General features: G+C 58.2%; 22 protein-coding genes. 10 read left to right on the top strand and 12 right to left on the bottom strand.

Translation table 11 applies throughout. From position 1 onward, the window contains the following. Nucleotides 1-30 precede the first annotated feature (30 nt). Nucleotides 31-1,518: a DUF1846 domain-containing protein gene (locus ACTQ3R_RS00995; protein ID WP_441777556.1), complete on the bottom strand. Its 1,488-nt coding sequence runs from the start codon at nt 1,516-1,518 to the stop codon at nt 31-33. A gap of 88 nt (nt 1,519-1,606) precedes the next feature. Then, nucleotides 1,607-2,656, bottom strand: a complete 1,050-nt coding sequence (locus ACTQ3R_RS00990; protein ID WP_441777557.1) for a sensor histidine kinase — start codon at nt 2,654-2,656, stop codon at nt 1,607-1,609. A 315-nt stretch (nt 2,657-2,971) separates the two neighbouring features. Here ACTQ3R_RS00990 and gap point away from each other — a divergent pair, with 315 nt between their 5' ends. From gap to ACTQ3R_RS00975, 3 genes are all read left to right on the top strand, one after another. Next, complete coding sequence (gap, locus tag ACTQ3R_RS00985) at nt 2,972-3,982, top strand: type I glyceraldehyde-3-phosphate dehydrogenase (protein ID WP_441777558.1); 1,011 nt, start codon at nt 2,972-2,974, stop codon at nt 3,980-3,982. Between the two features lie 183 nt (nt 3,983-4,165). Beyond that, the gene (locus tag ACTQ3R_RS00980; RefSeq protein ID WP_441777559.1) at nt 4,166-4,495 is read left to right on the top strand and encodes a helix-turn-helix domain-containing protein; all 330 of its coding nucleotides are present in this window, start codon (nt 4,166-4,168) and stop codon (nt 4,493-4,495) included. Between the two features lie 33 nt (nt 4,496-4,528). Next, nucleotides 4,529-4,840: a helix-turn-helix domain-containing protein gene (locus ACTQ3R_RS00975; RefSeq protein WP_441777560.1), complete on the top strand. Its 312-nt coding sequence runs from the start codon at nt 4,529-4,531 to the stop codon at nt 4,838-4,840. Nucleotides 4,841-4,889: 49 nt separating this feature from the next. On the opposite strand, the gene rny is transcribed toward ACTQ3R_RS00975, so the two are convergent. The 4 genes from rny to ACTQ3R_RS00955 form a co-directional block, all read right to left on the bottom strand. After that, a complete protein-coding gene (gene rny, locus ACTQ3R_RS00970; RefSeq protein WP_441777561.1) occupies nt 4,890-6,443 on the bottom strand; it encodes a ribonuclease Y in 1,554 nt (517 codons plus the stop codon). A 270-nt stretch (nt 6,444-6,713) separates the two neighbouring features. Further along, nucleotides 6,714-7,769, bottom strand: coding sequence for a stage II sporulation protein D (gene spoIID, locus ACTQ3R_RS00965; RefSeq protein ID WP_441777562.1), 1,056 nt, complete (start codon nt 7,767-7,769; stop codon nt 6,714-6,716). A 106-nt stretch (nt 7,770-7,875) separates the two neighbouring features. Continuing rightward, on the bottom strand, nt 7,876-9,684 hold the full coding sequence (gene lepA / locus ACTQ3R_RS00960) for a translation elongation factor 4 (protein ID WP_441777563.1): 1,809 nt from the start codon (nt 9,682-9,684) through the stop codon (nt 7,876-7,878). A gap of 25 nt (nt 9,685-9,709) precedes the next feature. Then, nucleotides 9,710-10,405, bottom strand: coding sequence for a helix-turn-helix domain-containing protein (locus ACTQ3R_RS00955; protein WP_441777564.1), 696 nt, complete (start codon nt 10,403-10,405; stop codon nt 9,710-9,712). A 272-nt stretch (nt 10,406-10,677) separates the two neighbouring features. Here ACTQ3R_RS00955 and pta point away from each other — a divergent pair, with 272 nt between their 5' ends. The 5 genes from pta to ACTQ3R_RS00930 all read left to right on the top strand — a co-directional run bounded on the left by pta (nt 10,678) and on the right by ACTQ3R_RS00930 (nt 14,110). Then, nucleotides 10,678-11,652, top strand: a complete 975-nt coding sequence (pta, locus tag ACTQ3R_RS00950) for a phosphate acetyltransferase (RefSeq protein WP_441777565.1) — start codon at nt 10,678-10,680, stop codon at nt 11,650-11,652. 281 nt (nt 11,653-11,933) lie between these two features. Continuing rightward, entirely contained in the window at nt 11,934-12,491 is a 558-nt protein-coding gene (locus tag ACTQ3R_RS00945) for a TetR/AcrR family transcriptional regulator (protein WP_441777566.1), read from the top strand. A gap of 69 nt (nt 12,492-12,560) precedes the next feature. After that, nucleotides 12,561-12,998, top strand: coding sequence for a hypothetical protein (locus ACTQ3R_RS00940; RefSeq protein ID WP_441777567.1), 438 nt, complete (start codon nt 12,561-12,563; stop codon nt 12,996-12,998). A 13-nt stretch (nt 12,999-13,011) separates the two neighbouring features. Next, a complete protein-coding gene (locus tag ACTQ3R_RS00935; protein WP_441777568.1) occupies nt 13,012-13,677 on the top strand; it encodes a hypothetical protein in 666 nt (221 codons plus the stop codon). 13 nt (nt 13,678-13,690) lie between these two features. Beyond that, nucleotides 13,691-14,110, top strand: a complete 420-nt coding sequence (locus ACTQ3R_RS00930) for a DUF2871 domain-containing protein (protein WP_441777569.1) — start codon at nt 13,691-13,693, stop codon at nt 14,108-14,110. A gap of 185 nt (nt 14,111-14,295) precedes the next feature. Here the strand turns inward: ACTQ3R_RS00930 and mnmE are convergent, their stop codons facing one another. Next, nucleotides 14,296-15,675, bottom strand: coding sequence for a tRNA uridine-5-carboxymethylaminomethyl(34) synthesis GTPase MnmE (mnmE, locus tag ACTQ3R_RS00925; protein WP_441777570.1), 1,380 nt, complete (start codon nt 15,673-15,675; stop codon nt 14,296-14,298). 96 nt (nt 15,676-15,771) lie between these two features. Here mnmE and ACTQ3R_RS00920 point away from each other — a divergent pair, with 96 nt between their 5' ends. Next, nucleotides 15,772-15,957 (top strand): hypothetical protein, encoded by a 186-nt coding sequence (locus ACTQ3R_RS00920; protein WP_441777571.1) that lies wholly within the window; start codon nt 15,772-15,774, stop codon nt 15,955-15,957. A 77-nt stretch (nt 15,958-16,034) separates the two neighbouring features. Here ACTQ3R_RS00920 and ACTQ3R_RS00915 read toward each other — a convergent pair whose 3' ends face one another. Together ACTQ3R_RS00915 and ACTQ3R_RS00910 are read right to left on the bottom strand one after the other, a co-directional pair. Next, the gene (locus ACTQ3R_RS00915) at nt 16,035-17,426 is read right to left on the bottom strand and encodes an NAD(P)/FAD-dependent oxidoreductase (protein ID WP_441777572.1); all 1,392 of its coding nucleotides are present in this window, start codon (nt 17,424-17,426) and stop codon (nt 16,035-16,037) included. A 138-nt stretch (nt 17,427-17,564) separates the two neighbouring features. Continuing rightward, the gene (locus tag ACTQ3R_RS00910) at nt 17,565-17,960 is read right to left on the bottom strand and encodes a hypothetical protein (RefSeq protein WP_441777573.1); all 396 of its coding nucleotides are present in this window, start codon (nt 17,958-17,960) and stop codon (nt 17,565-17,567) included. 235 nt (nt 17,961-18,195) lie between these two features. On the opposite strand from ACTQ3R_RS00910, the gene ACTQ3R_RS00905 reads away from it, so the two are divergent. After that, a complete protein-coding gene (locus ACTQ3R_RS00905; RefSeq protein WP_441777574.1) occupies nt 18,196-18,687 on the top strand; it encodes a deoxycytidylate deaminase in 492 nt (163 codons plus the stop codon). Between the two features lie 43 nt (nt 18,688-18,730). Here ACTQ3R_RS00905 and ACTQ3R_RS00900 read toward each other — a convergent pair whose 3' ends face one another. The 3 genes from ACTQ3R_RS00900 to ACTQ3R_RS00890 are packed head-to-tail and all read right to left on the bottom strand — an operon-like array spanning nt 18,731 to nt 20,975. Then, nucleotides 18,731-19,639, bottom strand: coding sequence for a M15 family metallopeptidase (locus ACTQ3R_RS00900; RefSeq protein ID WP_441777575.1), 909 nt, complete (start codon nt 19,637-19,639; stop codon nt 18,731-18,733). 32 nt (nt 19,640-19,671) lie between these two features. Then, on the bottom strand, nt 19,672-20,352 hold the full coding sequence (locus tag ACTQ3R_RS00895; RefSeq protein ID WP_441777576.1) for a gamma-glutamyl-gamma-aminobutyrate hydrolase family protein: 681 nt from the start codon (nt 20,350-20,352) through the stop codon (nt 19,672-19,674). Beyond that, nucleotides 20,349-20,975, bottom strand: coding sequence for an AAA family ATPase (locus ACTQ3R_RS00890; protein WP_441777577.1), 627 nt, complete (start codon nt 20,973-20,975; stop codon nt 20,349-20,351). Before ACTQ3R_RS00890 ends, ACTQ3R_RS00895 begins: the two co-directional genes overlap by 4 nt. Nucleotides 20,976-20,984 lie beyond the last annotated feature (9 nt).

Raw genomic sequence — 20,984 nt, 5'->3', positions numbered from 1 at the left:
GCTTTGCTCCGGAGGCGGCGTTTTCTCTGCTTATCGGTGATAGAGCTTGTTGGTCTGATACTGGGGCTCACAGGTGAGCTGAATGCCCAGTTTGCGGTAGGTCACCTCATCGGCGGGGGAGACGATGACCGAACAGTGGGCCTGGCAGCCCTTCAATTTGGCCAGCTGCTCCAGAGCCTGGGCGGCTTTGGGCACCGCGTTGGCGGAGGAGGCCAGGGCGATGAGAATTTCATCGCTGTGCAGGCGGGGGTTGGTGGAGCCCAGGTGCTTGACTTTGACGGTCTGGATGGGCTCGATGGCGCTCTGAGCGATGAGATGGACGCCGTGTCCCCCGGCGTTGGCCAGCTTTTTCAGGGCATTGAGCAGGGCAGCGGCGGAGCAGCCCATCAGCTCGGAGGTCTTGCCGGTGACAATGGAGCCGTCAGGCAGCTCGATGGCCATGGCGGGCTCGCCGGTCTTCTCTGCCAGCTGGTTGGCCTGGGCAATGACGGGACGGATCTCGGTGGTGACACCCGCCTGCTGCATGAGCAGCTCCAGCTTGTACACCGTATTTTCCGAGCCCTTTCCCTGGCGGCGGTCGCACAGGGCATCGTAGTACCGGCGGATGATCTCCTGCCGGGCGGCATCCTGGCAGGCCTGGTCGTCAGTGATGCAGTTGCCGGCCATATTGACCCCCATATCAGTGGGGGATTTATAGGGACAGCAGCCGGTGATCTTTTCAAACATGGCGGACAGGACGGGGAACACCTCTACATCCCGGTTGTAGTTTACCGTGGTCTCTCCATAGGCCTGGAGATGGAAGGGGTCGATCATATTCACGTCGTCCAGATCGGCGGTGGCGGCCTCATAGGCCAGGTTCACCGGGTGCTTCAGGGGAAGGTTCCAGATGGGGAAGGTCTCAAACTTGGCGTAGCCTGCCACAATGCCCCGCTTATGCTCGTGGTAGAGCTGAGAGAGACAAGTAGCCATCTTTCCGCTGCCGGGGCCGGGAGCGGTGACCACCACCAAAGGACGGGTGGTGTGGATGTAGTCGTTTTTGCCAAAGCCCTCGTCGCTGACGATTTTGGAAATGTTGTGGGGGTAGCCCTCGATGGTGTAATGGCGGTAGACCTTCAGCCCCAATTCCTCCAGCCGGGCCTGGAAGGCATCGGCGGTGGGCTGGCCCTTGTACTGGGAGACCACCACGCTGTCCACCAGCAGGCCGCGGCCCCGGAAGACATCCACAAGGCGCAGTACATCGCTGTCATAGGTGATGCCCAGATCGCCGCGGACCTTGTTCTTCTCAATGTCCCCGGCGTTGATGACAATGATGATCTCGGCGTTGTCCTTCAGCTGCTCCAGCATACGGATTTTGCTGTCCGGCTCAAAACCGGGCAGCACACGGGAGGCATGGTAGTCGTCAAACAGCTTCCCGCCGAATTCCAGATACAGCTTGCCGCCGAACTGGGCGATTCGGTCCCGGATGTGCTGGGACTGGGTGGTCAGGTATTTTTCGTTGTCAAAGCCCACCTTGGACATATTTGGTCTCTCCTTATCTATCCAAATATTGGTTGCATTCCGTTCCAATTTTACCGCCAGCCAACGGGGCAGTCAAGCCCTGGGCGGGTCAATCCAGGCTGTCCAGGGAAAAGAGCTGGGCGGGCAGCACGTCCGACAGCTCCACCAGCACCGGGTCCAGGCCGCCGTCCCGCTGTACACGGGGAGTACCCACGGTGGTTCGGGGGTCCAGGGGGCCGGTGGGCAGGGAGACGACTACCGTGGGGGAGGACTGTCCCCACTGGATGAGCAGGGAACCATGGTGCAGCGCCACGATATCACGGGCGATGGACAGGCCCAGCCCCGCCCCCTGGGAGGGCAGGGGAATGTCCTGGCTGGCACCCTGCTGGAGCATAGCCTCCAGCTGCCGCTGGTCGGGCAGGGGGCCATTGTCGGACAGGGTGAGCAGAGCCCGGCTGCCGGCGCGGCGCAGGGCGAGCGTGATCCGCCCCTCCTGGGTGGCACGGGCAGAGTTGGCCATCAGGCCCAGAATGAGGCGCTTGAGCAGGGCGCTGTCTCCGGGGATCAGAAGACCGCCGCCCTCTCCCTCGTAGTCCAGGGCGATCCCAGCGGCCTCCAGCGGGCCTCTGGCCTGCTCCACCACCTGGCGGCACAGCCCGTCCAGGTCCAGGCTGGAGCTCTGGAAGGGGACGCTGCCCGTGGCGCTCTGCTGCATATATTCCAAATTTCCCACCAGACGGAAGGCCCGGTGGAAGCTCTTCCCAAAGGCGGCGGAGGGCAAGTGAGCACCTTCCTCACCGCCCTGGGTAAGGGGGCCTACCTCAGCCAGAAATTCGCCCAAAAAGCTCCGCAGCTGCTGCAGTGCCCCGTCCAGCTGGGCGCCGGTGAGGGCAGTTTGGGGGGCGGGACGGAAAAAGACGATGATATCCCCCTGGGCCAACGCGCAGCTAAAGGTATAGCTGGTGGGGCCAAAGGTGAAAGAGCCCGCCCCGGTGGTGGCGTTTTTGGGGAGCACCAGACACTCCGGCAAAGGCGCGCCCTCGCTGAGCTGGGGCAGATAGTGGCGGGCCATGGGATTGGCCCGGTATACCATGCCCTGACGGACCTGGATTACCCCTTCGGGGAAACTGTCCAGCAGGGACAGGATGGATTCAGACATAGTGGTATCCTCCGGCCGAAAAAACCGGCCAATGCAGTTGATTTCTATTTCTATCATGCGCCGCGGGGCACAAAACAAAACTATAATCCAGTATATCAAAATTTGCCATTGCCCACAAGAGAGGAAATGGGAAAAACTTTAAAAAACATGGGTTTTAGGAATGGCAGAAAAAAATTATCAATTCATGGATAAAATTCATTTAAATTTACCGGGAAAACTATGTAAAAATACACTATGAAAAAAGTATAAAAAAGGGTATAATAGACCCTGTAATCGTGGGTTATCACGAATCAAATGGAAGAAGGAGTAATTCATATGAGCATCAAAGTTGGCATCAATGGCTTTGGCCGTATCGGCCGTATGGTGTTCCGCGCCAGCCTGAATCACCCCGAGATCGAGATCGTGGGCATCAACGACCTGTGCCCCGCCGAGTATCTGGCTTATATGCTGAAGTACGATACCATGCACGGCAAGTGCGACGCTGAGATCAGCAGCACCGACACTGCCATCGTGGTCAACGGCAAGGAGATCCCTGTCTCCGCCGAGCGCAACCCCGCCGACCTGCCCTGGGGCAAGCTGGGTGCTGAGTACGTGGTGGAGTCCACCGGCCTGTTCCTGACCAAGGAGAAGGCTCAGGGCCACCTGGACGCCGGCGCCAAGAAGGTTGTTATGTCCGCTCCCTCCAAGGACGACACCCCCATGTTCGTGTGCGGCGTGAACCTGGACAAGTACACCACCGACATGAACTTCGTGTCCAACGCCTCCTGCACCACCAACTGCCTGGCCCCCATCGCCAAGGTTCTGAACGACAACTGGGGCATCACCGAGGGTCTGATGACCACCGTGCACTCCGTCACCGCCACCCAGAAGACCGTTGACGGTCCTTCTCTGAAGGATTGGCGCGGCGGCCGTGCTGCCACCGGCAACATCATCCCCTCCTCCACCGGCGCCGCCAAGGCCGTGGGCAAGGTCATCCCCGAGCTGAACGGCAAGCTGACCGGTATGTCCATGCGTGTTCCCACCCTGGACGTGTCCGTGGTTGACCTGACTGTCAACCTGGCCAAGCCCGCCAAGTACGAGGAGATCTGCGCCGCCATGAAGGCCGCTTCCGAGGGCGAGCTGAAGGGCGTTCTGGGTTACACCGACGAGGCCGTCGTGTCCTCCGACTTCCTGGGCGACACCCGCACCTCCATCTTCGACGCCGACGCCGGCATCGCTCTGACCGACACCTTCGTGAAGGTCGTTTCCTGGTACGACAACGAGATCGGCTACTCCAACAAGGTTCTGGAGCTGATCGAGCACATGTACAGCGTGGATCACAAGTAATTCACCACCGTTCCCTAAGGGGCGCCGCCTTTTGGCGGCGCCCTTTTTTATTCGACAGGAGAATATCATATTTGATAAGAGAAACATGTCGAATTTTGGTATTCAAAATAAAAATTCAAAAAAGCTGAATTTTTAGAAAGAAAATTTGGAAATCAAGCATACTGGCTTTAGAGGTGAGCCGGTATGGAATTAAGGCAGCGGATTAAAAATTTGATTGAGGATAATGATACCACGCAAAAGAAACTGGCAGAACGGTTCCATGTGTCAGAATCAACCATGAGTACCTATATGACAGGAAAATATCGTATGCCGGCCTGGTGCGTGAAAGAGTTTGCGGAGTATTTCCACGTATCCACAGATTATTTGTACGGCCTCACCGACCTGCCCCAGCCACCTATGGCTCTGTCTGAGGGGGAACAGGACATGGTTCGGTGCTTTCGCACCCTCTCCCGTGAGCAGCGGGAGCTGATCGTCAAAAACATTGCCATTATGCAGAAGCAGAATGAGACATAAAAGAAGTGGTATAGAATGCACTATGGGTCAAGAATGAAAGAATGGATCACCGACCATGACATTTTGCAAAAGACGCTGGCAAAAGAATTTCATGTGACGGAAGCGATGATGAGCCATTACATGACTGGACGAAACGAGATCACGGTGGACATTTTGGTCCAGTTTGCCAAGCGGACGGGGCTCAGCATGGACTATCTGGTGGGCCTCACCGACCTGCCCTATCCGCCCATGGAGCTGTCTGAGGGGGAACGGGACATGGTCCGGCGCTTTCGCACCCTCTCCCGTGAGCAGCGGGAACTGATCGTCAAAAACATTGCCATCATGCAGGAACAAAATAAGGCATAAAAAATCGGGACGCTGGGGGGCGTCCCGATTCTGCATATGCAGGGCTTTCTTATTTGGCGTACTCGATGGCCTTGGTCTCCCGAAGCAGGTGGACCTTGATCTGGCCGGGGTACTCCAGCTCGTCCTCGATTTTCTTGGCGATCTCCCGTGCCAGCAGGACCATCTGGTCCTCGCTGATGACCTCGGGCTTGATCATGATACGCACCTCGCGGCCGGCCTGAATGGCGAAGGACTTTTCTACGCCGTTGAAAGAGGAGGTGATCTCCTCCAGGGTCTCCAGCCGCTTGATATAGTTCTCCAAATTCTCGCGCCGGGCGCCGGGGCGGGCGGCGGAGATGGCGTCAGCCGCCTGAACCAGGCAGGCAACTACAGTCTTAGGCTCCACATCGTTGTGGTGGGCCTGAATGGCGTGGATAACGTTCTCGCTCTCCCGGTACTTCCGGGCCAGCTCCACGCCGATCTGCACGTGGGAGCCCTCCACCTCATGGTCGATGGACTTGCCCAGGTCGTGGAGCAGACCGGCGCGCTTGGCCTCGGCCACATTGGCGCCGATCTCGGCGGCCAGCAGGCCGGCCACATGGGAAACCTCGATGGAGTGGTTGAGCACGTTCTGGCCGTAGCTGGTGCGGTAGCGCATCCGGCCCAGGAGCTTCACCAGCTCCGGGTGCAGGCCGTGGACATTGGTTTCGAAAATGGCGCGCTCGCCTTCCGCCTTGATGACGGCGTCTACCTCGCGCTTGGCCTTCTCCACCATTTCCTCAATGCGGGCGGGGTGGATACGGCCGTCCAGAATAAGCTTCTCCAGGGCCAGCCGGGCGATCTCCCGGCGGACGGGGTCAAAGCAGGAGACGGTGATGGCCTCAGGCGTGTCGTCAATGATCAGGTCCACGCCGGTGAGGGTCTCCAGGGTACGGATGTTGCGGCCCTCGCGGCCGATGATCCGGCCCTTCATCTCATCGTTGGGCAGGGGAACCACGGAAACGGTGGCCTCGGCCACATGGTCGGCAGCACAGCGCTGAATGGCCAGGGAGATGATCTCACGGGCCTTGGTGTCGGCCTCATCCTTGAACCGGGCCTCGATCTCCTTGATCTTCATGGCCGACTCGTGGGTGACGTCCTCTTCCAGCTGCTTGAGCAGGTAATTCTTTGCCTCGGCAGCGGTAAAGCCGGAGATACGCTCCAGCTCCTCGGTCTGCTTCTGCTTCAGCTCGTCCACCTGGGCCTGGCTGGCGTCCAGCTTGGAGAGCTTAGCGGAGAGCTGTTCTTCTTTCTTCTCGATGTTCTCGGTTTTACGGTCCAGGTTTTCTTCCTTTTGCTGCAGGCGCCGCTCCTGTTTCTGCAGGTCGGCCCGGCGCTCTTTTTCCTCGCGCTCGTAGTCGTTTTTGGCCTTCAGGATCTCCTCCTTGGCCTCCAGCAGCGCTTCGCGCTTTTTGTTTTCCGCGCTTTTATAAGCCTCGTTTACAATGCGAGTGGCTTCATCCTCCGCAGAGCCAATCTCACGCTCCGCAGTGGCCTTGCGCCGATTCCAACCGAACAGAGCACCTACTACACCGGCAAGGGCGATACAGACGACCGCCTCGATGATATAGGGCAAAAATTCCATTTTGGTCTGTTACACCTCCAAAAAATTAAAATGCTGCGGCGGACAGCCGCGAAAAGTGCAGATAAAAGCCGCAAGAGCGCGGAGCGAGGACTGCCCCTTTACCCTTGCGACAACTGAAAAACATCCCCAAAGTTTTTCATATTTGTCCTGCTTATATTGTAAAGGCAACCAGCTTTGATGTCAAGATTTATTCATACTTCCAGCCGCAGGTTTTTGCGGAAAAACAGGGGCTTCCCCTCCAAAATCAGAAGGGAAGCCCCTGAAAAAAGGCTACCACAGGGAATCCACCTGGGCCCCGGTGTAGTACCAGGTGAGGATATCCCGGAAGGAGCTCCCCTCCTTGGCCATGGCATTGGCGCCATATTGGCTCATGCCTACCCCGTGGCCGTAGCCGGTGACGTCAAAGGTAAAGGTTCCCTCGGCATAAGACACGGTAAAAGTGGCCGAGCGCAGGGAAAACAGGGAGCGCACCTGGCTCCCGGTGAGGGTCACGCCCCCCAGCGGGATGGAGATGACCCCGCCGCCGTCGTTTCGGCTGGCCTTGCCAAACCAACCGGAGGCTTCGCCGGACAGATCCGCCCCAGGGTAGGCAGCCAGAGTGAGGGATTTCACCTCGTCGGCGGAAAAAGAGGCCTGGGTGTGGTAGTTGGGAACCTCATCCCCCTCGGGGCTGTCCACGCTCTTTAAGTAGTCCACGGAGTTGCCCCACACCTCCACCGCGTCCACCGTTTTTCCCGCGGCGGAGGAGAAGAACAAGGCCTGGATGGGCTGGCCATTATAGAGAATACCCAGGCCGTCCGTTTCGGCCACGGCCCGTTCAATTTTTCCCGCGTACTCCTGGGCGTTCAGTCCCCAACGGGCCTCTGCGTCCGCGCGGTCAATATAGGCCTGACAGCAGGTGCTGTCGCCGCAGATGTCGGCATCGGGATGCTTGTCGGAGGGGTGATTCTGGCGGGTAACGGTGTAGGTCCGGGCGGCGCAGGCCTGGGCCTTCAGGGCCTCCTCCTCAAAGGAGGCGGGCATCTCCGCGGCCACGACCCCCCACAGGTATTCCGCCATGGTCAGCTCCACCACTTCTCCCTCGTCGGTTTTTAGCCGTACCGCCCGGCCCTTGTCCCGAGCGGAGGAAGTGGTGATGGTCCGGTCAATGGGGAGGGTGGCCTCACCCAGTTCTGTGTCCGTCGCCTCCCGCTGATAGAGGGGCTGTCCGCTCAGTGTCAGCAGGGGAAGAAAAAATAGGACTGCGGCCAGCAGCAGAGCCACCGTCACCACGGCCCGCAGGCCGGGGCCGAACATGCTGGAAGTTCGTTCCTCGCGGTTTGCCATCGTTTTGTCCCCTCCTTGTCCTATCTCTATCCTATGGGGGAGGGGGAGGGGATATGATTCAAAAGGCAATAAAAAGGGGCGGCCCATTTGGGCCACCCCATAATTTTTATTCTTCGTCCAGCTTGAGTACTGCCATAAAGGCTTCGGTGGGCAACTGAACGGTACCCAGGGTACGCATTTTCTTCTTGCCTTCCTTTTGCTTCTCCAGCAGCTTCTTCTTTCGGGTGATATCGCCGCCGTAGCATTTGGCCAGCACATCCTTGCGCATGGCCTTCACCGTTTCACGGGCAATGATCTTGCCGCCGATGGCCGCCTGGACGGGCACCTCAAAGAGCTGGCGGGGAATGTTCTCCTTCAGCTTCTCGCAGATCCGCCGGGCACGGGGATAGGCCTTCTCCCGGTGGACAATAAAGCTCAGGGCGTCCACCTGGTCGCCGTTGAGAAGCAGGTCCACCTTCACCAGGTCGCTCTTCTCATAGCCCTCCAGCTCATAGTCCAGGGAGGCATACCCCTTGGTGCGGGCCTTCAAGGCGTCAAAGAAGTCGTAGATGATCTCTCCGATGGGCATAGAGTAGTGCAGCTCCACCAGGTTGGTGTCCAGGTACTGCATATCCTTAAAGATTCCCCGGCGCTCCTGGCACATGGGCATGATGTTGCCCACATAGTCCGGGGGAGAGATGATAGACACTTTGGCATAGGGCTCCCGTGCCTCGGCAATGGAGCCGGGATCGGGGTAGTTGTGGGGGTTATCTACCCGAACCACAGTACCGTCCGTTTTTGTGACCTCGTATATTACGGAAGGTAATGTGGTGACCAGGTCCAGATCGAACTCACGCTCCAGCCGCTCCTGGATGATCTCCATATGGAGCATGCCCAAAAAGCCGCAGCGGAAGCCGAAGCCCAGGGCTACGGAGGACTCGGGCTCAAAGGAGAGGGAGGCGTCGTTGAGCTGAAGCTTTTCCAGGGCGTCCCGCAGGTCGGGGTACTTGGAGCCGTCCTCGGTGTAGATGCCGCAGTAGACCATGGGCTGGGCGGGACGGTAGCCGGGGAGAGCCTCTTCAGCGGGGCACTCCACGCCGGTGATGGTGTCGCCCACCCGTGTATCCTTCACATTTTTGATGGAGGCGGTGAACCAGCCTACCTCGCCGGCGGTCAGCTCCCCGCAGGACTCCATGCCCAGGGGCTTGAGATAGCCGCAGTCCAGCACCTGGTAGCTGGCCCCGGAGGCCATCATCTTTACGTTCATTCCCTTTTTCAGGGTGCCTTCCATAATGCGGAAGTAGACGATGACGCCCACATAGGGGTCATACTGGCTGTCAAAGACCAGAGCCTTCAGGGGGGCGGCGGAGTCGCCGGTGGGGGCGGGGATGTTATGGACAATGTCCTCCAGCACCGCCGGGATGTTGATGCCCATTTTGGCAGAAATCTCCGGGGCGTCCTGGGCGGGGAGGGCAAGGATGTTCTCCACTTCCTCCTTCACCCGCTGGGGGTCGGCGGCGGGCAGGTCGATCTTGTTGATGACGGGCAGGATCTCCAGGTCGTGCTCCATGGCCAGGTAGGTGTTGGCCAGGGTCTGGGCCTCGATGCCCTGGGAGGCGTCTACAATGAGCACCGCACCCTCGCAGGCCGCCAGAGAACGGGAGACCTCGTAGTTGAAGTCCACATGGCCCGGAGTGTCGATAAGATTGAGGTGGTAAACCTCTCCGTCCTGGGCCTTGTAGTCCAGGCGGACGGCACGGGCCTTGATGGTGATGCCCCGCTCCCGCTCCAGGTCCATGTTGTCCAGCAGCTGGGACTCCATCTGCCGCTCGGTCACCGCGCCGCACAGCTCAATGAGCCGGTCGGACAGGGTGGATTTGCCGTGGTCAATGTGGGCGATGATAGAAAAATTACGGATTTTGGATTGATCAGTCATAGGTTAGATCCTCCGTGGGTATGGATTATTTGCTGTGCCGGGCGGCCATCAGACCATTGATGCGTTCCCCGGCCCCGTGGATGAGCTGGTAGAGGGACTGGTAGAGCACCGGATAATTCTGGGAGAGTGCCTCGTGTCCCATGTCGGGCATGGGGGCTTTCTCTTTGATTTGGGCGGCCAGGGCGTCCTCCAGCTCAGCCAGGTCGCATTTCATATCGGCATCCGCCAGGCCCGCCGCAAAGTGCCGGGGAGAGACCGAGAAAAAGTCGGGGTTATAGCTGGGGCTGGCCTGGTAGAGCCGCCGGTAGATCTGATAGACCCCGGTGGACAGGTAGTTGGCGCTGGCCTGGATGGCCTCCCGGTTGCCGGTTTTGGACAGCAGGTCGAACAGCGCGCCGATGGAGTTCACCAGCAGCTTTTTGCTGAGCATGGCCAAAACGCTCCCCTTCAGGGAGTTTCCCTTTTCGTCACTGAGATCGTAGAGCTCCTCGGCGGCAATGGTGGTGCCGTCCCGGCTGAGGGTGCGGCCCAATAAAAAGTCCGCGGATACGCCATAATAATCACAGGCCTTGACCACAAAGGACAGCCCCGGTTCCCGGATACCATTTTCATAGTGGCTGAGCAGGGCCTGGGAGATGCCCAGGGCGGCGGCGGCGGCGCGCTGGCTGACCCCCTTCTCCTGCCGGAGCAGGGAGAGGGTGCGGGGAAATTCTGCGTTCAAACTTTCTCACCTCAACGATTTCTGCGCCAGAGGGGGCGGGGGCCGCCTCCAGCGGGAGACACTTGAAATACACTTTGTATAGTATAACTGAAAGCAATACCCCCCGTAAAGAGAAAAATTAAAAATAATTTTGTAGGTTTGGGGAAAAATTTCATAAATCCAGGAAAGAAAACCGTGGTAAGTCCCTTGCATTTTAACACAGGAAATGCTAGGATAAACACCAGAAAGAGGTGTGCTGCCGCACCTATTTTTTTGAGTTGGAGGGAATTTTTATGTTTAAAAAACTCATTGACATTTTGAAAGCCCATCCCCGCAAGATCGTCTTTACCGAAGGTACTGACCCCCGGATCCTGGAGGCTTCTGCCCGCCTGCTGTCTGGTACGTTCCTGACTCCCATCCTCATTGGCAATGAGCAGGAGATTCTGGCCGCCGCGGAGGAAGCTGGCTTCAACATTCGGGGTGCCATTATCATTGATCCTGAGACCTATGAGGATATGGAGGCCATGGTGCAGCGTATGGTGGAGCTGCGCAAGGGCAAGATGACCGCTGACGAGTGCCGCGCCATGCTGAAGAAGGGCAACTACTTCGGCACCATGCTGGTGGCCATGGGTGAGGCTGACGCCCTGCTGGGCGGCGCCACCTACTCCACCGCCGACACCGTCCGTCCCGCCCTGCAGCTGGTCAAGACCAAGCCCGGCAACTCCATCGTGTCCTCTTGCTTCATTCTGGTGCGTCCCTCTGCCACCGGCGACAACGATGTGCTGGCCATGGCCGACTGCGCCATCAACATCAAGCCCAACGAGGACGAGCTGGTGGAGATCGCCTCTGAGACCGTCTCCTGCGCCAAGATCTTCGGCATCGAGCCGAAGGTTGCCTTCCTCAGCTACTCCACTCTGGGTTCCGGCAAGGGTGAGGACGTGGACAAGATGCGCAACGCCGCCGAGAAAGCTAAGCTGGCCATGCCCAACGTGCCTATCGAGGGCGAGCTGCAGTTTGACGCCGCCGTCTCCCCCCGTGTGGCCCAGACCAAGTGCAAGGGCTCCAAGGTGGCCGGCTACGCCAACACCTTCATCTTCCCCGACATCAACGCCGGCAACATCGGCTACAAGATTGCCCAGCGTCTGGGCTCCTTTGAGGCCTACGGCCCCATTCTGCTGGGTCTGAATGCCCCCATCAATGACCTGAGCCGCGGCTGCAACGCCCAGGAGGTCTACTCCATGGCCATCATCACCGCCGCTCTGGCCTGAGAAAATCATCCGGCCGCCGCAGCGGGACAAAAAAGAGAGGGACCTGGGATATCGGCCCCAAAAGGTTCAAACAAAACGAGCCGCCAGCCAATTTATTTTGGCTGGCGGCTTGTTTCAAGTGGGATTTTACATGGGTGGAAATGGCCGCTGAACGGTCGCAGCACTGTAAGATGTTAATTTTGCCACACGCAGAAGGGATTGTTTCCAGCGCACGGCATTTTTAAATTGACAAACCATAGTTCACATTCTATAATGAACAATGTTCATATTGGGGTGATGGGATGAATACGGTTGTCACATCAAAAGAGGAAATTTTAAAAACCAGCCGGGAGCTGATCCGAGAGCAGGGCTGGTCAGCGGTCAGCATTCGCTCGGTGGCTGCTTCCTGCGGCGTATCGGTGGGGTCGATCTACAATTATTTCGATTCGAAAGCGGCACTGGTGGGGGCCACGGTAGAAAGTGTCTGGTGTGAGATTTTTCACCGCCCGGAAGATGGGGCGGTGTTTCAAGACACACAGGCCTGTATCATCTGGATGTATGGGAGAATGGAATATGGCTGCAAGCAGTATCCCGGCTTTTTTACCCTCCACTCTCTGGGATTTATGCGGGAGGATAAGTCGGATGGGAGACGGCGGATGCAGCAAACTTGGCAGCATATTTTAGAGGGACTGTGTTCCGTCTTGAAGCGGGATCGGAACGTCCGCCCGGATGCGTTCACGGAGCACTTTACTGCGGAGCAATTTGCAGATGTCCTGTTTTCCCTAATGCTGTCCGCCCTGCTGCGCCAGGACTACGACCCAAGTGCTGTGCTGGAAATTGTCCGCAGGACCCTTTATTAAAATTCCCACTATGGGGTGGGAATTTTTTATTCCAGAAAATGAACAATGTTCAGTTAAAGGAGGTAATCTATGAAAGTAAAACGAAATACCTTGCTGCTCCTTGCCTGTTTGGTGTGGAGCGCGGCAGGCTTTAACATTCTGCGCATAGGGCTGACCGCATATCCGTCTTACCGGTCTGTGCTGAATTTCCTGTTGTCTGTTCTGGTCTTTGCTGTGTTTCAAAAATTTATCTTTGGAAAGCTGGTGAAAAAGCATACCGCCAGGATTCGTTCCTATGGAGAAGAGCGGCATTTTTTTCTTAAATTTTTTGATGGAAAAGCCTTTGCGGTCATGGCGGTCATGATGTCCGGCGGGATCGGCCTGCGCTTGAGCGGACTGGCCCCGGAGCAGTTTATCGCCGTCTTTTATACCGGCCTGGGTGCTTCCCTTTTGCTGGCGGGAGTCTTGTTTGGACGTAACTTTGGCAAAGCGGTGATGGCCGGTGACAGCGTTCAAAATGAAGTATGAAGGAGAGTAAGCGATGCAGGCAATTGTAGAAACCTTGTTTGATGCGGTCTATCTGATTTTGGTTATCACCATCGGAGTGGTGATGATTCGGGGAAGCAAGGGAGACCGCCAGTTTAAGCTGTTCGGCTGGATGGCTGTGGTGCTGGGAGCGGGGGATTCCTTTCATCTGATCCCCCGGGCCGTGGCGCTGTGTACCACGGGGTTGGAGAACTATACCGTCCCCCTGGGGCTGGGCAAATGGATCACCTCGGTCACCATGACGATTTTCTATGTGCTGCTCTACTATGTGTGGCGGAAGCGGTATCAGATCAAGGGGGAAAATGGCCTGACGGCTGCCGTATATGCTCTGGCGGGTGTACGGATCGCTCTGTGCATGCTGCCCCAGAACCAGTGGCTCAGCGCGGCCGCGCCCCTTTCCTGGGGCATCTACCGCAACATCCCCTTTGCTCTGCTGGGCCTGCTGGTCATCGTGCTGTTCTACCGCAGCGCAAAGGCGCGGCGAGATCGGGCGTTTCGCTGGATGTGGCTGACCATCGTATTGAGCTTTGGCTTCTACATCCCGGTGGTGCTGTGGGCCGATGCCGTCCCCATGATCGGGATGCTGATGATCCCCAAGACCTGTGCCTATGTGTGGACGGTTCTCATCGGCTACTTTGCCATGAAAAAAGAGTGTAAATAAAGGAGGAATGAAGATGAAGCGCTATATGAATCTGGCCCTGCTGTACGCTGTTCTGGCCATGGTTGGCGGCGTGTTTTACCGGGAATTTACCAAATTCAACGGCTTTACCGCAAAAACCACCCTGGGGGTGGTCCATACCCATTACTTTCTGCTGGGGATGGTGTTTTTCCTGTTGCTGCTGCTACTGGAAAAGAGCTTTTCCTTTACCGATGCCAAAACTGGCCGGATCCTGGCTGCCTATCAGGTTGGCCTGAATCTGACTGCGGTGATGTTTGTGGTACGGGGTGTGACTCAGGTTCTGGGGACTACGCTTTCCTCCGGTATGGATGCGGCAATTTCCGGCATTGCCGGGATCGGCCATATTCTGCTGGGAATCAGTCTGGTGCTTGTGCTGATGCAGATCAAGCGCAGCGTAGCTGCTGCAGAGGCTTGATTTGAGGGTTTTGAAAGGTTAGACCGCTATACGGAATGGAATTCAGGAAGGAGGCAGCGGAAACTGCGGATTTTGCTGGATAACGCCTGTAAATATGCTGGATGCAGGGGGAACCATTGAGGTCTGCCTTTCTGAGGTTACCCTTCCAGTTCTCCCGACCAAGAACAGGGAAACGGATCCCCTTTTTATTTTCCCACGCAGAATTTGGAAAAGATCCGGTCGGTCACATCCTCCCGGACACACTGGCCGGTCAGCTCCCCCAAAGCCTGGAGCGCCTGCTCCACATCTGTAAGCAGGGCGTCCGGGGTGACACCGGCCAGCAGTGCATCCGCTGCCCTGTCCACTGCTTGGCGGGCCCTGCGGGCGGCTTCCTCCTGGCGCTGGTTGGTGAGCAGCTGGCCATAGGGAATGTCCTCCGGCCGGGGGAAAAGGGCGGCCACCGCCGCCTCCAGTTCTGGCAGGCCCTGGCCGGTCTTGGCGCTGAGCGTCACTGTGGGGGGCATGGGGTCCAGATGGAGGAAGGGGACCGGGGCAGAGGGGAGGTCCCCCTTGGTCCAAACCAGAATGGTGGGGGCAAGCTTCATGGCCTGGCAGAGCAGCTCCACATCCTCTTCTGTGGTGGGCAGTGCGCTGTCCCACAGGACCAAAATGAGCTCTGCCTGTGCCATGGCGCTGCGGCTGCGCTCCACGCCAAGCTGCTCAATGGGATCGCTGCTGTCCCGCAGGCCAGCGGTATCAATAAGGCGCACCGGCAGCCCGCCCAGCTCCAGGGAGACATCCAGAGTGTCCCGTGTGGTGCCGGGGATGTCGGTGACAATGGCCCGGTCGTAACCGGCCAGGGCGTTTAACAAGGAGGATTTTCCTGCATTAGGCCGCCCCACCAGGGCACAGGACAGCCCACGGGTCAGCTGACGGCCCCGGCGGCAGGTGGACAGCAGAGCGTCCAGGGCCTCCCGCTGAGCGGCCAGGATTTGGGAGAGCTCTTCCATGCGGAAGGGATCGATGTCCTCGTCCGGATAGTCCAGCACCGCATGAAAATGGGCCATGACGTCCACCAGGGCGGAATAGACATCTCCAATCTTTTTGGACAGGGCGCCGGTGAGCTGCCCGGCCGCGTGGCGGGCTCCCTCCCGGCTGCGGGCGTCCAGCAGGTCGCCCACTGCCTCCGCCTGGGCCAGGTCCAGCCGGCCATTGAGAAAGGCCCGGCGGGTAAATTCCCCCGGCCCGGCCTGGCGGGCCCCCTGGGCGAAAAGGGCCTCCAGCCCCAAAGACAGGACCATGGGGGAGCCGTGGCACTGAAATTCCGCGGTATCTTCCCCAGTGTAGCTGGACGGACCCCGGCTGAAGGTGCAAAGGCACCGGTCAATGGGCTGCCCGCCGCTGTCCAGCAGGTCGCCGAACACCAGCTCCCGTGGACGGTGGTCCAGCAGAGCCTTGGAGCCCAGAGGCCGGAATTGTTTTCGGGCAATTTCCAGAGCCTGGGGCCCCGATAAACGGAGGACGCCGATGGCGGCAGGGACCGGCGGAGTGGAAATGGAAGCGATGGTATCCGTGTCAATAGCCATGGAGGGAACTCCTTTCAAAAATCGACAGGAAAAGCAAAGTTTCCTGCAAAACAGTCCAATGTAAAATTTGTTTAAAATTTATTCTTGACAGATATTATGGAAACTGAAAAACCAGGAAATAGGCCTGGAAAGTTCTCAGAATGGAATGTGGAAAACTATGTGGAGAATGTGGAGAACCCGTGGAAACAGTGGAAAAAGCGAAATGGGATCCTCGGGCCGGGAGAGAAGAAAAATATGTATAGGAAAGAAGAAAATAATAATTCCAAAAAAAGTAAATTATAGGGAATCTGCAAGTTGGTGATTATTTTGCAGGAACGCCGCCGCCCAAAGGGGGGCGGCGGCGGGGAAGGGACCGGTGGTTAAGACAGGCGCTTGACAATGGCCCGTGCGGCCTGAACGCCGGAGGCACCTGCCTGGGCAAGCCCGCGGGTGACGCCTGCCCCATCGCCCGCGGCAAAAAAGCCGGGCAGGGCGGTCTCCAGCTCGGGGGAGAGCTGGAGGCGGGCGGAGTAGAACTTGACCTCCGCACCGTAGAGGAGGGTATCGTAGTTGGCGGTGCCGGGGGCCAGCTTGTCCAGCTGGTAGATCATTTCAATAATGTTGTCCAGATGCCGCTTGGGCAGGGCCAGAGACAGGTCGCCGGGGACGGCGGCGGTGAGGGTAGGCCGGACAAAGGACTTGCTCATCCGGTGCTCATTGGTCCGCCGGCCGCCCACCAGGTCTCCAAAGCGCTGCACCAGTACGCCGCCGGCCAGCATATTGCTCAGGGAGGCCACATGCTTGCCGTAGCGGTAGGGCTCGTTAAAGGGCTTGGTAAAGCGGTTGGAGACCAGCAGGGCGAAGTTTGTGTTTTCACTGCGCAGGGACGGGTCAGCGTAGGAGTGGCCGTTGACGGTGTTGATGCCCTCTACATTTTCCGCCACCACGTGGCCATAGGGGTTCATGCAGAAGGTGCGCACCTGGTCCCCGTACTGTTTGGTGCGGTAGACCAGCTTGGACTCATAGACCACATCGGTGATATGCTCAAAGACCGCGGCGGGCAGCTCTACCCGCACGCCGATGTCCACCTGGTTATTGAGCAGCTCCAGCCCCAGATGCTTACATTGCTCCGAGAACCACTCCGCGCCCGAGCGGCCGGGGGCGGCGATGAGGTACCGGCAGGACACCTCACCGCCCTTTGCCAGCACCAGGCGGTATCCGCCCTCGCACTGCTGGATGGACTCCACCGGGGTGTTGAAGCGGAATTCCAGCTTGTTCTGAAGGCCCTCATAGATGTTGGTGAGGATGCGCAGGTTATTTTCTGTCCCCAGATGCTTGCACCGGGCCTGAAGCAGGTGCAGGTCATAGGCCAGGGCCCGGCGCTCCAGAGCACGGGCCTCGGGGGTGGTGGTGGAAAAATACGCAGTGGTGGCACCGTGGAGGACGTTGATGGAATCCACGTAGTCAATGAGCTCCATCACCTGTCCGGGCTCCATAAAATCCGTGAGCCAGCCGCCGAACTGGGTGGTAAAGTTAAACTTTCCGTCGGAAAAAGCGCCGGCGCCCCCAAAGCCGCACATGGTATGGCAGACGGGGCAGTGGATACATTCGCGCACCTTGCCGGCCACAATGGGGCAGCTGCGGTGGTAGATGTCCTGTCCCTGGTCCAGGGCCAGGAGCTTCAGCTCAGGACGGAGATGGGCCAGCACATAGGCGGCAAAGATCCCGGCTTCGCCGCAGCCCAAAATGACAACGTCATACATGGCAGACATAGATGTGTGCTCCTTTTCCAGCGTTCTTGATCAGCAAAAGTGGACAAATTCCTATAGTAGTATACCATATTTTCCGCAGAAAGAAAGGCTTTTCATACAAAAAGCCCCGCCGCCCGAAGGGGGCGGCAGGACTTTGCCTCAACTGTTTTCCTGAAAACTGGCGCCGCAGCTGCGGCAGGTAACGGTAATTTTTCCCTTGCCACGGGGAACCCGGAGCTGCTGTCCGCAGTTGGGACATTTGAAGTAGCGGTGGTCTTTGTCCCGGCGCATGGTGCGCTGAAAGCGGTACCACTGGATGACGGGCCCAGCCAGACGCATAAATTGGGCGTTTTCCTTTTGGCGGGCAGGAATATTCCGGGAAAGGAGACGGAACAGGGAGACAAAAACCAGCACCAGGGAGATCCAATAGAAAAGCTCAAAATGCGTCAGCGCAAAGAGCAGATAGAGAGAAAGGTATAAAACAATAAAAAACAGGTTGAGGGAATCGTTGCCATAGCGGCCATACATAAAACGATGGATCGCGTTGCGGATCATAGGCGCGCCTCCTTGAAAGACAGGGACGGCAGGCGTAATCGCCTGCCGAATAACTTACCATAATGATAGCGCGGCGCCGGAAAATCGTCAAGGAGGCATTCGTAAACAATATGTAAATTCAGCACAGTTTTGGGTGGATTTTTAACAGAACTTGTCAATGAGAGAAAGGTCTTGCGGGAAAAAGGAAAATAAGCTATACTGTCGGTGCAAAGTTTTTACCTGGGAGGGACCGCTTGTGAAGCGCATCGACAAGGAAAATTATTACCTGGACATTGCGGAAACCGTCTTGGAGCGGTCTACCTGTCTGCGCCGGTGCTATGGGGCCATCATCGTAAAGAATGATGAGATCGTCTCCACCGGTTATAACGGCGCCCCCAGAGGGCGGAAGAACTGCATGGATTTGGGCTACTGCACCCGAGAGGCCATGAACGTCCCCTCCGGGGAACGGTATGAGCTGTGCCGGTCGGTCCATGCGGAGATGAATGCTATCATTTCCGCCGCCCGCAGGGATACTCTCAACGCCACCTTGTACCTGGCTGGGCGGGAGGCGAAAAGCGGGGAGCTGCTCCATGATGCCACCTCCTGTTCCATGTGCCGGCGGATGATCATCAACGCGGGGATCGAGCGGGTAGTCATCCGCAACACCGAGCGGGACTATAGCGTGGTCCATGTGGAGGATTGGATCCGCGAGGATGACTCGCTGCCCAAGGGAATGGAAGAAACGTGAGAAGAAGGCCGGACGCCAAAGCGTCCGGCCTTCTTTCTGTAGGTCAGATAAAGGGGAGGCCCTCTACGGGGCCGGTACTGGCCGGGGCCTTGTCAGCGGGCTGAAGGGCCAGATACTCCTCAAAGGTCAAATTTTTGCTCATACAGGCCTGGGCTGCCTCGGTGCCTACATAGCGGTAGTGCCAGGGCTCGAAGCGGTAGCCGGTGATATCCTCCTTGCCCTGAGGGTAGCGGAGAATGAAGCCGTATTCGGCACAGTGCTCCACCAGCCAGGCGTATGCGGATGTGTTTTCAAAGTGGGCGCTGAGGCTGGCGGTATTGATGTCCAGAGCCAGAGCCGTCTGGTGCTCGGAATGGCCGGGGCGGGCGGAGTAGGAGTCTACCGAGGCCTGGCTATCTTGAGACAGGTAACGGGAGTATATGCTCTCCTGCCGCTGATAGGAGCGGTAGGCCGAGACGCTCTGCAGCCGGATGCCATCTTCACGGGCGGCATCCGCCATAGCCCGGAAGGCGGCGGCGGCCTCCGGCCGTAAGGAACCGGAGCCATAGGGATACCCCAGCGCCTCCAGCGCAGGGGTATAGTCCTGGGGAAGGGCATGGTACTTGTTCACCAGGACCGTGAGGCTGTCCGGCTGGTTGACAAGGTCGGTATTTTCATAAAACTCCTTGTCCAGACCGATGTTGACCTCCAGAACGACCTGTTCCGGGGAGAGCTGGGGGTTGGCCTCAGCCCAGGCCAGATAGCGATCTTCCAGCTCTAAAATGCCGTTTTCCAGAAGCTGATAGGGGGAGAGAAGCTGAATGATCCGGTCCGCCCAGACAGGGGAGATGGACGGGTCAAAGGTAGGGAAAATGGTCTCCTCATCCAGGGCGTGGGCGGGAGAGAAGGTGAGAGAGGCGGTGGCCGCCACTGTGATCAAAGAGAGACAAATGCGGGGGAAACGGTTGTGCATAGTTTGATTACCTCGTTTGTAGTTAGGGCAGGTCAAAGAGAGTGGGCCTGCCGGCATAGGGTCAGAAAATGGGAGAGAATGGGTGCTCCATCCACTGTGTCAAGGCGGCGCTTGGAAAAGGCCATGCGTTCGGGATGGAACTGGACGCCCAGGATGGGCCGGTCGGGACAGTCCAGGGCTTCCATTACGCCGCCCTCCGACCAGGCGATTGCCCGCAATCCTTCCCCCAGACGGTCCACCGCCTGGTGATGGAAGCTGTTCACAGAAAACAGGGGGCCATAGAGCTGGTGGAGAAAACTTCCCTCCAGAGTGCGTACCGGATGGACCAGGTCCTGATCCATCCCGCGGTGGAAGACACGGACATGGGAGGAGAGGTCCTGGATCAGGCTGCCTCCCAGGGCTACATTGATGAGCTGCATGCCCCGGCAGATGCCCAAAATGGGCTTGCCTGCCTGGGAAAAGGCACGAAACAGCTCCAGCTCAGCCTGGTCCCGCGCCGGGTCAGGGGGTTCGGAGCCCCGGCTTTCCTGGCCGAAGAGTGAGCTATCCAGATCGCCTCCGCCGCACAGGATCAGTCCGTCACAGCTTAGATCGGGCGCAGGGCAGTAGCCAGGCAGAGGGACTGCGCCCAGATTGCGCAGGGCGTCCTCGTAGTGGTTCGTTTTTCCCTGGGAGCCGGAAAGCTGGATGGTGAGAGATACGGCGCCGCTCATAGGGCATTCACCGCGGCCCGAGCCTTTACCAGAGTGGAGATGAGCTCCACCGCGCCTTCGATGCCTGTGGTGCTGGAGTTGAGGGTCAGGTCGTACCGGCGCATATCGCCCCAATTGTGTCCCGTGTAATAATTATAGTAGTTGGAACGGCCCCGGTCCATCTGAATGACACGCTTTTCCATGTCGTCGGAGGGGATGTGGTATTCTTCCACGCAGCGCTGGATGCGGCTGGGCAGGTCCGCGTAGACAAAGACCTTCAGGCACTCGGGCCGCTCACCCAGTACATAGTCGCTGCAGCGGCCAACAATGACGCAGGGTCCCTCATTGGCCAGCTCCCGGATGACCTCCGCCTGAGCAAAAAAGGCCTGATGGCTGACCGGGACGCCCTGGTGGGCGAAGGCGGGGGTACCGATGCCGATGGGAGCAATGGACAGATGGAAGCGGCTGCGGGCGCGCTCCTCCGCCCGTGCGATAAAATCAGGAGAAAGGCCGCTTTTTTCGGCGGTCTTTTGGATAATGGTCCGGTCATAGCAGGGGATGCCCAAATGGGCGGCCAGGCGCTTACCGATCAGGCGACCACCGCTGCCGAACTCGCGGCTGATGGATATCACATAGTTGCTCATGACATGCGC

The organism is Lawsonibacter sp. LCP25S3_E2 (assembly GCF_052117285.1).
Lineage (GTDB): Bacteria > Bacillota > Clostridia > Oscillospirales > Oscillospiraceae > Lawsonibacter.
This window is presented reverse-complemented; position numbering and strand designations above follow the sequence as displayed.

Coding starts and splice junctions, on each gene's coding strand:
- ACTQ3R_RS00995 (WP_441777556.1), bottom strand. CDS start 1,518: ATGTCCAAGGTGGGCTTTGACAACGAAAAATACCTGACCACCCAGTCC.
- ACTQ3R_RS00990 (WP_441777557.1), bottom strand. CDS start 2,656: ATGTCTGAATCCATCCTGTCCCTGCTGGACAGTTTCCCCGAAGGGGTA.
- gap (WP_441777558.1), top strand. CDS start 2,972: ATGAGCATCAAAGTTGGCATCAATGGCTTTGGCCGTATCGGCCGTATG.
- ACTQ3R_RS00980 (WP_441777559.1), top strand. CDS start 4,166: ATGGAATTAAGGCAGCGGATTAAAAATTTGATTGAGGATAATGATACC.
- ACTQ3R_RS00975 (WP_441777560.1), top strand. CDS start 4,529: ATGAAAGAATGGATCACCGACCATGACATTTTGCAAAAGACGCTGGCA.
- rny (WP_441777561.1), bottom strand. CDS start 6,443: ATGGAATTTTTGCCCTATATCATCGAGGCGGTCGTCTGTATCGCCCTT.
- spoIID (WP_441777562.1), bottom strand. CDS start 7,769: ATGGCAAACCGCGAGGAACGAACTTCCAGCATGTTCGGCCCCGGCCTG.
- lepA (WP_441777563.1), bottom strand. CDS start 9,684: ATGACTGATCAATCCAAAATCCGTAATTTTTCTATCATCGCCCACATT.
- pta (WP_441777565.1), top strand. CDS start 10,678: ATGTTTAAAAAACTCATTGACATTTTGAAAGCCCATCCCCGCAAGATC.
- ACTQ3R_RS00945 (WP_441777566.1), top strand. CDS start 11,934: ATGAATACGGTTGTCACATCAAAAGAGGAAATTTTAAAAACCAGCCGG.
- ACTQ3R_RS00940 (WP_441777567.1), top strand. CDS start 12,561: ATGAAAGTAAAACGAAATACCTTGCTGCTCCTTGCCTGTTTGGTGTGG.
- ACTQ3R_RS00935 (WP_441777568.1), top strand. CDS start 13,012: ATGCAGGCAATTGTAGAAACCTTGTTTGATGCGGTCTATCTGATTTTG.
- ACTQ3R_RS00930 (WP_441777569.1), top strand. CDS start 13,691: ATGAAGCGCTATATGAATCTGGCCCTGCTGTACGCTGTTCTGGCCATG.
- mnmE (WP_441777570.1), bottom strand. CDS start 15,675: ATGGCTATTGACACGGATACCATCGCTTCCATTTCCACTCCGCCGGTC.
- ACTQ3R_RS00920 (WP_441777571.1), top strand. CDS start 15,772: ATGGAAACTGAAAAACCAGGAAATAGGCCTGGAAAGTTCTCAGAATGG.
- ACTQ3R_RS00915 (WP_441777572.1), bottom strand. CDS start 17,426: ATGTCTGCCATGTATGACGTTGTCATTTTGGGCTGCGGCGAAGCCGGG.
- ACTQ3R_RS00910 (WP_441777573.1), bottom strand. CDS start 17,960: ATGATCCGCAACGCGATCCATCGTTTTATGTATGGCCGCTATGGCAAC.
- ACTQ3R_RS00900 (WP_441777575.1), bottom strand. CDS start 19,639: ATGCACAACCGTTTCCCCCGCATTTGTCTCTCTTTGATCACAGTGGCG.
- ACTQ3R_RS00895 (WP_441777576.1), bottom strand. CDS start 20,352: ATGAGCGGCGCCGTATCTCTCACCATCCAGCTTTCCGGCTCCCAGGGA.
- ACTQ3R_RS00890 (WP_441777577.1), bottom strand. CDS start 20,975: ATGAGCAACTATGTGATATCCATCAGCCGCGAGTTCGGCAGCGGTGGT.